The sequence below is a fragment of the Mycobacterium sp. IDUB_9 genome (assembly GCF_055419505.1).
In genome coordinates this window covers 473434-486964 of record NZ_JBVAXU010000003.1, presented here as the reverse complement: position 1 = coordinate 486964, position 13531 = coordinate 473434, and the positions used below count along the sequence as shown (strand labels likewise).

General features: G+C 66.5%; 11 protein-coding genes. 5 read left to right on the top strand and 6 right to left on the bottom strand.

Features of this window, described 5'->3' with window-relative positions; all coding sequences use genetic code 11:
* Positions 1-21 precede the first annotated feature (21 nt).
* Positions 22-2310 carry a molybdopterin-dependent oxidoreductase gene (locus ACZY08_RS16715; RefSeq protein WP_463745556.1) on the bottom strand — a complete coding sequence of 763 codons (2289 nt, stop codon included), beginning with the start codon at positions 2308-2310 and terminating at the stop codon, positions 22-24.
* Between the two features lie 100 nt (positions 2311-2410).
* On the opposite strand from ACZY08_RS16715, the gene ACZY08_RS16710 reads away from it, so the two are divergent.
* Positions 2411-3571: an acyl-CoA dehydrogenase family protein gene (locus ACZY08_RS16710; RefSeq protein WP_463745557.1), complete on the top strand. Its 1161-nt coding sequence runs from the start codon at positions 2411-2413 to the stop codon at positions 3569-3571.
* Positions 3572-3750: 179 nt separating this feature from the next.
* Positions 3751-6102 carry an LGFP repeat-containing protein gene (locus ACZY08_RS16705; RefSeq protein WP_463745558.1) on the top strand — a complete coding sequence of 784 codons (2352 nt, stop codon included), beginning with the start codon at positions 3751-3753 and terminating at the stop codon, positions 6100-6102.
* A gap of 50 nt (positions 6103-6152) precedes the next feature.
* On the opposite strand, the gene lexA is transcribed toward ACZY08_RS16705, so the two are convergent.
* On the bottom strand, positions 6153-6872 hold the full coding sequence (lexA, locus tag ACZY08_RS16700; RefSeq protein ID WP_463745559.1) for a transcriptional repressor LexA: 720 nt from the start codon (positions 6870-6872) through the stop codon (positions 6153-6155).
* A 242-nt stretch (positions 6873-7114) separates the two neighbouring features.
* Between lexA and ACZY08_RS16695 the strand changes: the two genes are divergently transcribed.
* Both ACZY08_RS16695 and nrdR read left to right on the top strand, forming a co-directional pair.
* Positions 7115-7642: a LysM peptidoglycan-binding domain-containing protein gene (locus ACZY08_RS16695; protein ID WP_463745560.1), complete on the top strand. Its 528-nt coding sequence runs from the start codon at positions 7115-7117 to the stop codon at positions 7640-7642.
* A gap of 164 nt (positions 7643-7806) precedes the next feature.
* Positions 7807-8262, top strand: coding sequence for a transcriptional regulator NrdR (gene nrdR, locus ACZY08_RS16690; RefSeq protein ID WP_463745561.1), 456 nt, complete (start codon positions 7807-7809; stop codon positions 8260-8262).
* A 12-nt stretch (positions 8263-8274) separates the two neighbouring features.
* Here nrdR and ACZY08_RS16685 read toward each other — a convergent pair whose 3' ends face one another.
* The 3 genes from ACZY08_RS16685 to ACZY08_RS16675 all read right to left on the bottom strand — a co-directional run bounded on the left by ACZY08_RS16685 (position 8275) and on the right by ACZY08_RS16675 (position 11113).
* On the bottom strand, positions 8275-8961 hold the full coding sequence (locus tag ACZY08_RS16685; protein ID WP_463745562.1) for a PhzF family phenazine biosynthesis protein: 687 nt from the start codon (positions 8959-8961) through the stop codon (positions 8275-8277).
* A 67-nt stretch (positions 8962-9028) separates the two neighbouring features.
* Positions 9029-10051 (bottom strand): alpha/beta fold hydrolase, encoded by a 1023-nt coding sequence (locus tag ACZY08_RS16680; RefSeq protein WP_463745563.1) that lies wholly within the window; start codon positions 10049-10051, stop codon positions 9029-9031.
* Positions 10052-10087: 36 nt separating this feature from the next.
* The gene (locus ACZY08_RS16675) at positions 10088-11113 is read right to left on the bottom strand and encodes a proteasome assembly chaperone family protein (protein WP_463745564.1); all 1026 of its coding nucleotides are present in this window, start codon (positions 11111-11113) and stop codon (positions 10088-10090) included.
* Between the two features lie 188 nt (positions 11114-11301).
* Between ACZY08_RS16675 and ACZY08_RS16670 the strand changes: the two genes are divergently transcribed.
* Positions 11302-12108: a trypsin-like serine peptidase gene (locus tag ACZY08_RS16670; protein ID WP_463745565.1), complete on the top strand. Its 807-nt coding sequence runs from the start codon at positions 11302-11304 to the stop codon at positions 12106-12108.
* Here the strand turns inward: ACZY08_RS16670 and sthA are convergent.
* Entirely contained in the window at positions 12105-13520 is a 1416-nt protein-coding gene (gene sthA, locus ACZY08_RS16665; RefSeq protein ID WP_463745566.1) for a Si-specific NAD(P)(+) transhydrogenase, read from the bottom strand. The genes ACZY08_RS16670 and sthA overlap by 4 nt on opposite strands.
* Positions 13521-13531: the final 11 nt, after the last annotated feature.

Below are 13531 nucleotides of genomic sequence, written 5' to 3'. Positions count from 1 at the left end.
ACTGCCTGCCGCCCAATGATTTCAGCGTGCCCGGATCACCGGCGGCTCGTGTGCCCGGACCGGGGGGAGTGCTGCGTCGAACTTCTCCACCTGCACCAGCACATGGGCTCCCGTGCAGCCGCGGGCCAGCGAGGAGGTACCGACATCGTCGGTGAGCATATTGGGATTGCCGTGTACGCACATCGAGTCGGGGTCGGCCGGATCGGCCGGGTCGAACCAGGCCCCGGTCGACAGTTGCAACACCGCCGGACGCAGTCGGTCGTCGATCACCACCCCGGCCAGGCAGGCTCCGCGATCGTTGAACACCCGCACCACGTCGCCATCGGTGAGCCCGCGGGCCGCGGCGTCGGTCGGGTGGATCCGGATAGGTTCGCGCCCTCGCACTTTCGACGCCTGACTGACTGCGCCGCCGTCGAGTTGGCTGTGCAACCGGGCCGCAGGTTGATTGGCCAGCAGATGTAACGGATATGCCTGGGCACGCTCACCTCCCAGCCACTCGGTCGGCTCGTACCAGCGAGGATGACCGGCACAGTCGTCGTAGCCGAATCCGTCGATGGTGTCCGAGAAGATCTCGATGCGGCCGCTCGGGGTGGCCAACCGGCGCCCGAGGGGATCCGCCCGGAAATCGGCCAGCAGCGTCAGTCCCGGCTCGGTGGGCAGCCGCAACTGTCCTGCGGCCCAGAACTCCTCGAACCCGGGAACCTCGAAATCCAGTCCGGTGGACCACTTTTCATACATGTGGACCAGCCACTCGCGCGCCGTGCGACCCTCGGTGAACTGCGGGCCGAAGCCGAGCTGCTCGGCCAACGCCGAGAACGTGGTGTAGTCGTCGCGGGAGTCGGCGTACGGCTGGGTCAGCGCGGGCATGGCGACCAGGAGTGGGTCGTTGCGCGAACCCGAGTAGTCCTCGCGCTCATAGGCGGTGGTCGAGGGCACCACGATGTCGGCATGCTTGGCCATCGCCGTCCAATACGGGTCGTGCACGACGATGGTGTCCACCCGGGACAGGGCCCGGCGCAACCTCGGAATGTTCTGGTGATGGTGAAATGGATTGCCGCCGGACCAGTACACGCATTTGATGTCGGGGTAGGTCAGTTGCAGGCCGTTGTAATCGAACGGCTGACCCGGGTGCAGCAACATGTCGGTGACGGCCGCGACCGGGATGAACGTCTGCACCGGGTTGAGGCCCTGCGGCAGCACAGGCAGCCCGCACCGCAGCGGTGGCAACCCCGGCTCGTTCATCGACCCGTAGCCGTGCCCGAAACCTCCTCCGGGAATACCGATCTGGCCCAACATGGCGGCCAGGGTCAGCCCCATCCACGGCGCCTGTTCGCCGTACCTGATGCGCTGCAACGACCAACTGACGGTGACCAGGGTGCGTGAGGCGGCCATCCGCCGGGCCAGCGCCGTGAGCTCGTCGGCAGGTAGACCGCTGAGTCGAGACGCCCACTGTGGAGTCTTGGCAACGCCGTCATCGCCGCCCAGCAGGTAGCGCTCGAACCGTTGGTATCCGGTGCAGTACGTGTCGAGAAAATCCCGGTCGGCCAGCCCTTCGGTGGCCAGGACATAGGCCAGCGCGAGCATCACCGCGACATCGGTACCCGGCACCGGAGCCAGCCATCGACAGTCGCCGTCGACATCGTCGCGCAGCGGGCTCAGCGACACGATCTGTCCGCCGCGTGCACGCATCCGGTGCAGCGCGCCGCGGGCCGGATGTGCCGTGGTGCCACCGTGATTGATACCTGTGTTCTTCATCGCGACACCGCCGAAACACACCAGCAGGTCGGTGTGTTCGGCGATGACGTCCCAATCGGTGGAGCGCTTGAACAGGTCGTCGTGGGTGCCGACCACTCGCGGCATGATCGCTCCGGTGGCACCCAGGCTGTAGGAGTGGCGGGAAAACGTATAGCCGCCGAGCATTTTCAGAAACCGATGCACCTGGCTCTGGGCGTGGTGGAAGCGTCCCGCGCTGGCCCAGCCGTAGGAGCCGCCGTAGATCGCCTCGTTGCCGTAGGTGTCGACGACCCGGCGTAGCTCGCCGGCCAGCAGGTCGGTGAGCTCATCCCAGGTCACCGAGACGTACTCGTCGACGCCCCGCTCGGTACTGGGGCCGGGGCCGTCGCGCAGCCAGCCGCGTCGCACCGCCGGTCCGGCGATCCGCGAGCGGTGTCGGATCGAGCCCGCGAGGTTGCCGAGCAACGGAGATGGATCGGCGTCACCGTCCAGTGGGGTGACGGCGGCGATGTCGCCGTCTGCGATGTCCGTGGTGAAGGCACCCCAGTGCGCGAGGCTCACGGGCGACCTGGGCATGACCGGAGTCTACGGCCGGTCCCCACCCCTCCCCGGGCTGACCAACCACCCGGTTGGTATAGGTTGGCCCAAATCCGTAACCAGTACCGGAGGTCACACCATGGGCAGTGTCGTGAAGTACGACCGCACGTTGTTCGAGCCCGAGCACGAGTTGTTCCGCGAGTCATACCGGGGATTCCTGGACAAACACGTCGCGCCGTTCCACGACCAGTGGGAGAAGGACAAGATCGTCGACCGCGGGGTCTGGCTGGAGGCGGGTAAGCAGGGCTTTCTCGGGATGGCGGTGCCCGAGGAGTACGGCGGCGGCGGCAACGACGACTTCCGGTACAACACGATCGTCTGCGAAGAGACCGTGGCCGGCCGCTACAGCGGCATCGGTTTCAGCCTGCACAACGATGTCGTCGCGCCCTATCTGCTCCGGCTGGCCAACGAAGAGCAGAAGCAGCGCTGGCTGCCCAAGTTCTGCACGGGTGAATTGATCTCGGCGATCGCAATGACCGAACCGGGTACCGGTAGCGACCTGCAGGGCATCAAGACCCGCGCGGTCCGCGACGGTGACCACTACGTCCTCAACGGATCCAAGACCTTCATCACCAACGGCATCAACGCTGACCTGGTGATCGTCGTTGCACAGACCGACCCCGAAAAGGGGGCTCTGGGATTCTCGCTGCTGGTGGTCGAACGCGGCATGGAGGGCTTCGAGCGGGGCCGCCACCTCGACAAGATCGGTTTGGAGGCCCAGGACACCGCGGAACTGTCGTTTACCGATGTCAGGGTGCCGGTCGAGAACCTGCTCGGCGAGGAGGGCCAGGGCTTTGTCTACCTGATGCAGAACCTGCCGCAGGAACGCATCTCGATCGCCATCATGGCCGCCGCGGCGATGGAGGCGGTGCTCGAGCAGACGTTGCAGTACACCAAGGAACGCAAGGCCTTCGGTAAGCCGATCGGCAGCTTCCAGAACAGCCGGTTCCTGTTGGCCGAACTGGCGACCGAGGCCACCGTGGTGCGGATGATGGTCGACGAGTTCATCCGGTTGCACCTCGACGAGAAACTCACCGTGGAGCAGGCCGCGATGGCCAAGTGGTACTCCAGCGAGAAGCAGGTGGAGCTCATCGACCGCTGCTTGCAGTTGCACGGTGGTTACGGCTATATGCGTGAGTACCCGGTCGCCCGGGCTTACCTGGATGCGCGGGTTCAGACCATTTACGGCGGCACCACCGAGATCATGAAGGAGATCATCGGACGCAGTCTGGGTGTCTGATCGCCCCAATTTTGGCCAGGTGACGCCTCCGGAAGCCCATATCTGGGCCAACGGATCCAGATATTGGGCCTTTTTTGGTCATGATCGGCCACGTTCCTTGGTTATCGTCACGTGCTGACGCAAAGTTGTCCGGGCGGGACATTTCTAAGGAAACTTTGCCGAACGAGCGGGGAGGGCGCATGACTAGGCCGGGAGCGAGGCTGAACGCAGCCGTGTGGCGGTTGGGGGTCGGCCTGCTCGCACTCGTAGTCGCTTGTTTGGTGGTGCCGGCGGTGGCTTCGGCCACCCCGGAGGCGGATGCCGACGCGGCTGTCACCTCCGCGTGGGAGGCCACCGGTGGCGACGGCGGCCCGCTGGGGCCGCGGCAGGGCGACGTGTACGCGGTGGGTTCTGGCTTCGCGCAGAACTTCGCCGGGGGCAAGATGTTCTTCACCCAGCCGACCGGCGCTCATTTCATGCAGGGCGCAATCCTGGAGAAGTACGAGTCGTTGGGCGGTCCGGCCGACGGCGACATGGGATTCCCCACGATCGATGAGGGCGCCGGACGGGCGGCCGACAGTCGCAACTCGACCCTGAGCGCGCCCGACAACCCGGTCATCTTCTGGACTCCGTCCACCGGCGCCCGGGTGGTGCGGGGTGCCATCAATGCTGCGTGGGACAAGCTCGGTGGCTCCGCCGGATTGCTGGGCGTCCCCGCTGACGACGAGATGTTCGACGGCGATGTCATCTCACAGAAGTTCACCGGCGGCGAGATTTCGTGGAACCGCAAAACCAAGGCATTCACCACGGAGCCGCCGGAACTCGCCGACCAGCTTGCCGGCCTGGACGTACCGATGGATCCTGCTTCGGCGATCGCCGCCGCGCGTCGCGAAGCAGGTGGCGTGATGGGACCACTGGGAGCCAAGGACGGCGACCAGTATCCGATCGGCGACGGCGGGTTCGGCCAGAAGTACGCCGGCGGCAAGATCTTCTACAGTCCGGCCACCGGAGCCAACGCCATCACCGGCCAGCTGCTCGAGAAGTACGAAAGCGTCGGTGGCCCCGAGGGTGATCTGGGCTTCCCGACCACCAGCGAGTCCGAGGGCGGGTTGGGTCCCAACAGCCGGATCAGCACCTTCGCCGCTGCCGACAACCCCGTCATCTTCTGGACTCCGGACTACGGCGCGGTGATCGTGCGGGGCGCGATGAACGCGGCCTGGGAGAAGCTCGGCGGGGCGAAGGGCGCATTGGGCGCCCCCATGGCCGACCAGACCGAAGACGGCAGTGTCGTCAGCCAGCGGTTCAGCGGGGGAGTCATCTCGTGGGACCGCGACGCCAACAAGTTCACCACCGAGCCGTCGAAACTCGCCTCCGAATTGAGTGGCCTGCAGGTTCCGGGACTCGGTCAGACCCCGGCCTCGGGGCCGCAGCCTTCCGGTGCGGACACCAAGAAGCCGTTCGCCTGGCATTGGAGCTGGTGGTGGCTGATCGCGGTGGTCCCGGTTGTGCTGCTCGCCGGGCTGATCGTGGGGGCCGCGCTGTGGCACCGTCGGCGCGCCGGTGGCGACGACGACTTCGACCACGACCCGTTCGACGATGACTACGACGGCGGACCCGGGGATTCGTCGTACGACGACGAGCGGTACGACGAGGCCCGCTACGGCTCGCGTGGGTATGACCACGACGAGTACCGCGATGATCGCGGCTCCGATGCGGCGAACGTTCATGGGCCGAGCGCCGCCTATGGCGGCGAGGCCGCGACGGCGCGGTTCGCCGGGCCGGGCGCGGAACCGGCAGGGGCGGCGTCTCCGTACGACGGGCCAACCGATATCGCCATCCCGGTCAGTCAATGGGCCGCCCCGAACGGAGCGGCGGGTGTTTACGGGGCACCTGGCGAGGACGAGGAACCACCGGAGGATTCCTCGCAGCTGGCCGGCCCGGAACAGGGATTCGACGACTACGACGACGATGACGACTTCGAAAACGACTATGAAGAGTCCGATTTCGAGGACGACGACTTCGACGACGAGGACCTCGATACGCCCATCGACGCCGACTTCGAGGAAGTTGCCGAGGGCGACGACGACGACATCGAAGCGGAGCTCGAAGAGGAGGAACTGGCGGACACCGGGTCACTGAGCGGTCCGGCCGGCGGAGTGCACGGGGCGCAGGGATTCTCGGCGCTGAGCGGCCTGGCAGTGCCCAGCGATCAGGACAACGTCGACACCGCACCGACCCGCGTCATCACCGAGGCCGAGGCCTACAGCAATGAGGCTTACAGCGGTGAGGCCTACAGCAGTGAGACCCACGGCGGTGACGCTCACAGCGGGCGCCACGCCGCCATCGAACTCGACGAGATACCCAGTGCCACCGCCATTCATCTACCGCTGGAGGACCCGCACCGCGCACCGGAGGGGTATCCGATCAAAGCGGACACCCAGTCGGGCCGGTACTGGGCACCAGACAGCAGTGAGTATGACGACGCAGTGGCGGAGATTTGGTTCGCCAGTGAGGAATTCGCCCGCACGAACGGCTTCGTGCGCACGGACTGAGCGGCAGGACCCGGCAACCATCTGGTGCAGCCGGGTCCGCCTCCGGTCGGTCAGATCTTGCGGATCACGGTGACTACTTTGCCGAGCACCGCGGCGTCATTGCCCGGGATCGGGTCGTATGCCGGGTTGTGCGGCATCAGCCAGACCTGACCGCGGGTCCGCTTGAACGTCTTGACGGTGGCTTCGCCGTCGATCATGGCTGCCACGATGTCTCCGTTGTCGGCCACGCTCTGCTGGCGTACCACCACCCAGTCGCCGTCACAGATGGCGGCATCGACCATCGAGTCGCCCACGACCTTGAGCAGGAACAGCGACCCCTCGCCGACCAGTTCGCGGGGCAGCGGGAAGACGTCCTCGACAGCCTGCTCGGCCAGGATCGGGCCGCCTGCGGCGATACGCCCGAGCACCGGCACGAACGTCGGTTCGGGTAGCGCGTCGGAGCCGGCCACGTCGGTCGACACCAGCGCCGCGGCCGCCGGATCGTCGGCGCCGCGTACGTCGACCGCGCGCGGGCGGTTGGGATCCCGGCGCAGGTAACCCTTGCGTTCCAGGGTGCGCAACTGATGGGCGACCGACGAGGTCGAGGTCAAACCGACCGCATCGCCGATCTCGCGGATGCTCGGCGGGTAGCCGCGACTGTTCACCGACGCGCGGATCACGTCGAGAATGGTGCGTTGCCGGTCGGTGAGCCCCTCGGCCCGGCGTGGACCCGCGCCATCCGATCCGGCCGGGCTGTCGGTCTTGCCGTCCCTGCTGCGGTCGTCGCTCATGGGGCCGAATGTAGTCGTTGATCCGACATTAATCAAACATGTGTTCGACGCGTGTTGCGGCGTGTCTGCTGGTGGGGCGGGCTGGGGGGCGGTTGCCGGCCGTGCGTCGGGTTGGCGGGCCGAACTTGTCGGTGCCCTGTTCTATCGTTTGGCAACAGTTCGATCACATGTTCTATCCATCGAACACTTGAGCGAGTATGTTCGAACACAAGAGCGAAACCGTCCCACCGAAAGGCAGTCAGATGGCGATCATCGATATCCCCGCCGATAGTCGTTCCCGCGCTGTTCGGGCCGTGCCGCAGTCCCCATCGCAGCGCGTCCGGGCCAGAGGCGGTGCCGGCACCAGGGGCAGCGCCACCTTCGGTACCGGTACGGCACGGCCGGTGCGCCGGGTGCAGCGGCCGGCCCCCGACCGACCCGCCGCCGGGACGGTCCGCTACCGCGGAACCGGAGTGCTCATGTCGCGGGCATCGCATCGCAGCCGGCCCATCACGCCGCTCACTACGGTGTTGCTGGCCCTGGTCGCCGCGGGTATCACGGTGTGGCTCGGCCTGGTGGCCCAATTCGGTGGGGTGATGGGGGCCGAGACCCCGACCCCGACCGAGCTCGCGGTGGTCCAGGTGAAATCGGGGGAGACGCTGCAACAGGTGGCGCGTCGGGTCGCCCCGGACGCCCCGGTAGCCCGGGTCGTCGAGCAGATCCGTGACCTCAACCAACTCGAATCCGTGGCGGTCGACTCCGGGCAGACATTGCTCGCGCCGGTTGGCTGAGCAGTGCAATGTCCGCTGAATCGTCCTGGCCGACAGCCACACTGGCCGGTGTCGGAGTGAGCACCTACTCGCCACTGGACCCGGCGGTGAGTCTCCCGCGGGCATCGCGGGTACGCTCAAGGGCGCTCGAACTAGTTGTCCGGCGGCATGACGAAGGAGCGGTAATGCATTGTCCGTTCTGTCGTCACCCTGATTCGCGCGTGGTCGATTCCCGCGAGACCGACGAGGGCCAGGCCATCCGGCGCCGGCGATCATGCCCGGAGTGCGGGCGTCGGTTCACCACCGTGGAGACCGCGGTGCTGGCTGTGGTGAAGCGCAGCGGGGTTACCGAGCCCTTCAGCCGGGAGAAGGTCATCCGTGGTGTGCGCCGGTCCTGTCAGGGCAGACAGGTCGACGACGATGCACTCAACGTTTTGGCGCAGAAGGTCGAGGATGCGGTCCGCGGCCTCGGCACGCCGGAGATCCCCAGCAATGAGGTCGGCTTGGCGATCCTCGGACCGCTCCGTGAACTGGACGAGGTCGCCTACCTGAGATTCGCCTCGGTGTACCGGTCGTTCTCCTCAGCCGAGGACTTCGAGCGCGAGATCGAGGCGCTGCGCGCGCACCGCGCCGAGGCGTAATTCAGTCCAGGTTCAATCCAGTCGGGTAGGCCCGTCGTTGACCACACGGCCGGCCAGACGAACCCAGCCCTCCGGGCTCCAGCGTGTCTCGATCACCGACCCCTTGCCCTGGATGATCGTGAGGTCCTGGCTGAGATAGTCGGTCATCCGCACCGCGGCAGCGCCGGTCGCCTCGTCTTCGGGAATCCCCAGATGGGGGGCGAACGACCTGGCGCGCACCGTGCCGTTCGCCTTGTCGATCCAGGCCCACAGGTAGTTCTCATCGGCGTCGTCGAAATCGTTGGGGTCGGCGGCGAACAACTCCTCCACCGAACTCAGGTCATAGATGGCGAACTCCGGTGCCCACTCGGACCGCGCGTTGACGACGGCACGATCTCCGTCGTACTCGACCTGGAGTATCCCGGCGGGCACCCGCAGGGTACGGACCGGCGATCCCACCTCACGCAGCCACCACGACGCCCCCACCGTGGGGTGCCCTGCGAACGGCAATTCCGCGACCGGGGTGAAGATGTGGGCGTTGGCCGAGTTGCCGCCCGGCTGCGGCAGATCGATGAATACCGTTTCGCTGTAACCCAATTCGGTGGCGATCCGCTGGCGGTCGTCCGGGGCGACAGTGCTGTTGTCCACCACGCCCAGCGGATTGCCGTACTTGCCGTCTGAGTCGGTGAACACCCGTAACACGGTGACGTCGATGGCCATGACCCGATGCTACGTCGCATCATGCGCTCGTCGGGCGGGCTGTCTCCGACCCGGTGCGGTCAGCGGATCAGGTTGCGCTGCGCTCGTCCGCGTCCATCGCGTCGAGCACGGCGATCTGAGTGTCGAAGGTCCCGCTCATCGCCGAATCGGTCCGCCCGGTACGCAGCAGGGTGCGCAGGCGCTCCTGGTCGTAGACCGACGGCTCGGTGGTGTCGATGAAGCGTTCGACCACCTCGACGAAGCGGTCGGGATCGTCATGGAACGGGAAATGCCCGGACCCGGAGAAGATCTCCAACCGGGAACCGGGCATTGCGGCGTGCGCCATCTCGGCATGGCTGACGGGGATGACCGAATCGCTTTCACCCCAGATCAACTGGACCGGAACCGATTCGGTCAAGTAACAGCGGTCGAGCATCGTCACCACCTGGCCACGCCAGTCCACGACGGCGCGCAGGGTACGGGCGAACGCCGACGATGCTGTCGGCTCCGGCAGATCGGCCAGGATGCGCAGCATGTCCGGGATATCGCGGCCGAGGCCGGTTGAGCCCAACACCGTGCCCGCGGCCCGGCCGGCCAACTGCAACGCCGGCAGCACCAGGGGCAGGCGCAGCAGTGCCAGCGCCTCACTTCCCATCGGGAGTGAGGCGACCCGCAACGCCATATTGACGTCCTTGGTGACCCCGCCGGAGCCCACGAGGATGAGACGCTCCACCAGCTGTGGGAATTGGTAGGCAAACTGCATGGCGACGCCACCGCCCAGCGAATGACCGACCACTGTCACCCCGTCGATGTCGAGCACACTGAGCAGGTCGCGCATGCCGTTGGCGTAGGCCGCAACCGAATAGTCCGCACGCGGCTTGTCGGAGCTGCCGTGCCCCAGCAGATCCGGGGCGATCACGGTGAACCGTTGCGCCAGCGCCGATTGCACGGTGTGCCAGGTGGTGGAGTTGTCACCGATGCCGTGGATCAGCAGGATCGCCGGCCCTGACCCGGCGACCCGGAACGCCCGCCGGTATCCGTGGATCGTGCGGTATTCGAGCGTCGGGGTGAGCTCGCGAACAGTCCGCAGATGCGGTTTGCGCTCGGTCATGCTGGTCAACCTCGCCCTCGGCCCGGCGTCGGGCTGTTATGAGTGGTTGTCGCCGTTCGGGAAGCCGTCGCCGAAGCCGTCCCGTCCGTCTTTGTACTTGTCGTCTTTGAACTTGTCACCGGCCTGCTGGGCGAGGAACCGTTCGAACTCGGCTCCCAGCTCGTCACCACTGGGTAGTTCCTCGTCGCGTGCCAGCAGAGACCGATTTTCCTGTGCGGCAACGAATGCATCGTACTGGCGCTCCAGCCCGGTCACCACCTGAGCCACCTCAGCGCTGGCCTCCACCTGCTCGTTGATCTTGCTGTACACCTCGGCTCCGGCCTCGGACAGTTTCTCCAGCGGCAGTTGTAGCGAACCGGTCCGGGCCACTTCGGTCAGCAGCGCCTCGGCGGCCGGCGGGTAGGCCGTCTGGGCCAGGTAGTGCGGCACGTGCACGGTGTATCCCACCACCTCGTGTCCGTGCTGGGCCATGCGGAACTCCAGCAGGTTGGAAACGCTCGCCGGAACCTGGACTTCGCCGACCCACGGGGTGTGGTCGGCGATCAGCTCCTTGTTGTTGGCGTGCGCGGTGAGCATGACCGGGCGGGTGTGGGGCACCGCCATCGGAATGGTGCCCAGCCCGATCACCTGTCGCACTCCCAGCTGCTCGCCGAGCAGGCGCACCGCGGTGATGAACCGCTCCCACCGCAGGTCCGGCTCCAGGCCGGCCAGCAGCAGAAACGGCGTGCCTGCGCCGTCGTGCAGCGCGTACAGGTTCAGTTCGGGTTCCTCGTAGCTGGTGAAATGGTCGGTCTTGAACGTCATCAGCGGCCGCCGCGACCGGTAGTCGAGCAGCTCGTCGATGGCGAAGGAAGCCACCAGTTCGGTGTCGAGGGTGTCCTTGAGGTGCTCGGCGGCCAGCCGGATCGCGTGACCGGCATCGGAGAAACCCTCCAGGGCGTGGACCAGCACCGGGCCGCGGCCGTCCGAAGACGACAGCTGCGGCGCCGGGAACTCAAGCTCGTACATGCCGCTCTGATCGGGCTGGTAGTGCTGCTCGGGGGTGTCGCTGCTGTCGGTCATCTCGCTTCGTCTCCTCGCTGCGGTAGCACGCTGTGACGGCGCCTACCACCGTGTCATCTAGTGTCCCGCATACCCGGGTTCCGGGTGTATTCCGCCCCGCCTGTGCATGCGAACGCGCTGGGCCGGGGCCGGCATTCCGGCGGGTATCCCCGCGATCAGGCAAAATCATGATGATGTACGTGACCCGGATGGTGAAATTCACAGTCGCGGCAGCCGTGCTGGTTGCCGGGGCCGCGGCGTGCACCGCTCCGGGCACCACGACCGGTGGACCGTCCGGCCGCCCCGAGCCGGCCCCGCCGATCAGTTCAGCGGCTGCGGCCAGCGCGTTGTCGCAGGCCGGGGCGGAGTCGGTGACGCCGGATCGGCGGGTGGGGGCGTTGTTCCTGGGCGACACCACGACGCACACCTGTAGCGGCTCGGTGTTGGCGAGCCCGTCGGCGGATCTCATCCTGACGGCCGCGCACTGCCTGCTCGACGGTGTCGACACCACCTTCGTCCCCGGTTTCGGTGCGGGTGCGGGTGATACCTGGCACGTGAGCAAGGTGTACCTGGACTCACGTTGGCTCGCTGAACAGGACCCCCAGGCGGACTACGCGATCGTGCAGGTGACCGGGGATTCCGGCGTGAGCCTGCCGTCCGCGGCCGGTGGCGGATTGACCCTCGGGTCGGCGCCTGCGGCGGGCAGTCCGGTGACGGTGACCGGTTACCCGATGGGTGAGGGCGGCAGCCCGCTGGCCTGTCGCGGCGCGACCGAGTCGTCACCGCAGGGGTTCCCGTCCCTGGCCTGTGGGGGCCTGACCGATGGATTCAGTGGCGCCCCATGGGTTTCGGGGTCGACGATCACCGGGTTGGTGGGCGGACTCGATGGCGGTGGCTGCGATGACGACGTGTCCTATTCGCCGCGCTTCGATGACCGGATCGCCCGGTTGCTGATCCGCGCCGAAGCCGGCGGCCCGGGCGACGCGGCACCCGCGGCGCTCGAATCCGACTGCTAGTAGCGGAACTGGTTGAGCGCGCGCAGCTTGTTCATCACGTCCAGCGCCGCGACCTTGTAGGCCTCCGAGAATGTCGGATAGTTGAACACTGCGTCGACGAGATATTCGACGGTGCCCCCGCAACCCATCACGGCCTGGCCGATGTGCACCATCTCGGTGGCGTTCGTGCCGAAGATGTGCACGCCGAGCACCCGCAGGTCCTCGGTGGACACCAACAGCTTGAGCATTCCGTAGGAGTCACCGGCGATCTTGCCGCGGGCCAGTTCGCGGTAGCGTGACACCCCCACTTCGTAGGGAATCGAGTCTTTGGTCAGCTCGAATTCGGTGGCCCCGACGAAGGACACCTCCGGGATCGAGTAGATGCCGATCGGCTGGATGCTCATCATGCCCTTGGTGGGCTCGCCGAAGGCGTGACAGGCGGCCAGGCGGCCCTGCTCCATGGAGGTGGCCGCCAACGCCGGGAAGCCGACGACGTCGCCCACCGCATAGATGTGATCGACCTTGGTGGTGAAGTTGTCGTCGACGTAGATGCGGCCGCGGTGGTCCGCTTCGAGGCCGGCGTTGGCCAGATCGAGGTGATCGGTCTGCCCTTGTCTTCCGGCCGAATACATCACGGTCTCGGCGGGGATCTGCTTGCCGCTGGCCAGAGTGGTGATCGTTCCGGAAGCTCCGACGTCGACGGCGGTCACCTCTTCGCCGAAGCGGAATGTCACTGCGAGGTCGCGTAGATGGAAGCGCAGCGATTCGATGATCTCGGGATCGCAGAACTCCAACATGCTGTCGCGTTTCTCGATCACGGTGACTCTGGTGCCCAGTGCGGCGAACGTCGAGGCGTACTCGATACCGATGACCCCGGCTCCGACCACCACCATCGAGCTGGGCAGCGTCGTGAGGTTGAGGATGCCATCGGAGTCGAGCACTCGCGCCTCGTCGAATTGCACCCCCGCGGGCCGGGCCGGTTTGGTTCCGGTGGCGATGACGATGAAAGTGCCACGGATAGTGACGAGTTCGGCTCGGCTGGGGTCCTCGACGACGACCGTGTGCTCGTCCTTGAACCGGCCGTGCCCGGTGTACAGCTCGATGCCGTTGCGCATCAACTGGGACCGGACGACGTCGATTTCCCTGCCGATGACGTGCTGGGTCCACGACAGTAGATCGGCGGGGGTGATTTTTTCTTTGACGCGGTAGCTGGTCCCGTAAAGCTCGCGCTGGCTCATCCCGGTCAGGTAGACGACCGCCTCGCGCAGTGTCTTGGACGGAATGGTGCCGGTGTTGACGCACACGCCACCGAGCATCATGTCCCGCTCGATCACCGCAACGGTCTTGCCGAGCTTTGCCGCGGCGATGGCGGCACGTTGCCCGCCGGGACCCGAACCAATGACGATGAGGTCGAATTCCTGCACTGAACCCACGGTACAACTGT

Coding starts and splice junctions, on each gene's coding strand:
- ACZY08_RS16685 (WP_463745562.1), bottom strand. CDS start 8,961: ATGGCCATCGACGTCACCGTGTTACGGGTGTTCACCGACTCAGACGGC.
- ACZY08_RS16705 (WP_463745558.1), top strand. CDS start 3,751: ATGACTAGGCCGGGAGCGAGGCTGAACGCAGCCGTGTGGCGGTTGGGG.
- lexA (WP_463745559.1), bottom strand. CDS start 6,872: ATGAGCGACGACCGCAGCAGGGACGGCAAGACCGACAGCCCGGCCGGA.
- ACZY08_RS16710 (WP_463745557.1), top strand. CDS start 2,411: ATGGGCAGTGTCGTGAAGTACGACCGCACGTTGTTCGAGCCCGAGCAC.
- ACZY08_RS16715 (WP_463745556.1), bottom strand. CDS start 2,310: ATGCCCAGGTCGCCCGTGAGCCTCGCGCACTGGGGTGCCTTCACCACG.
- ACZY08_RS16675 (WP_463745564.1), bottom strand. CDS start 11,113: ATGACCGACAGCAGCGACACCCCCGAGCAGCACTACCAGCCCGATCAG.
- ACZY08_RS16680 (WP_463745563.1), bottom strand. CDS start 10,051: ATGACCGAGCGCAAACCGCATCTGCGGACTGTTCGCGAGCTCACCCCG.
- ACZY08_RS16670 (WP_463745565.1), top strand. CDS start 11,302: ATGGTGAAATTCACAGTCGCGGCAGCCGTGCTGGTTGCCGGGGCCGCG.
- ACZY08_RS16695 (WP_463745560.1), top strand. CDS start 7,115: ATGGCGATCATCGATATCCCCGCCGATAGTCGTTCCCGCGCTGTTCGG.
- nrdR (WP_463745561.1), top strand. CDS start 7,807: ATGCATTGTCCGTTCTGTCGTCACCCTGATTCGCGCGTGGTCGATTCC.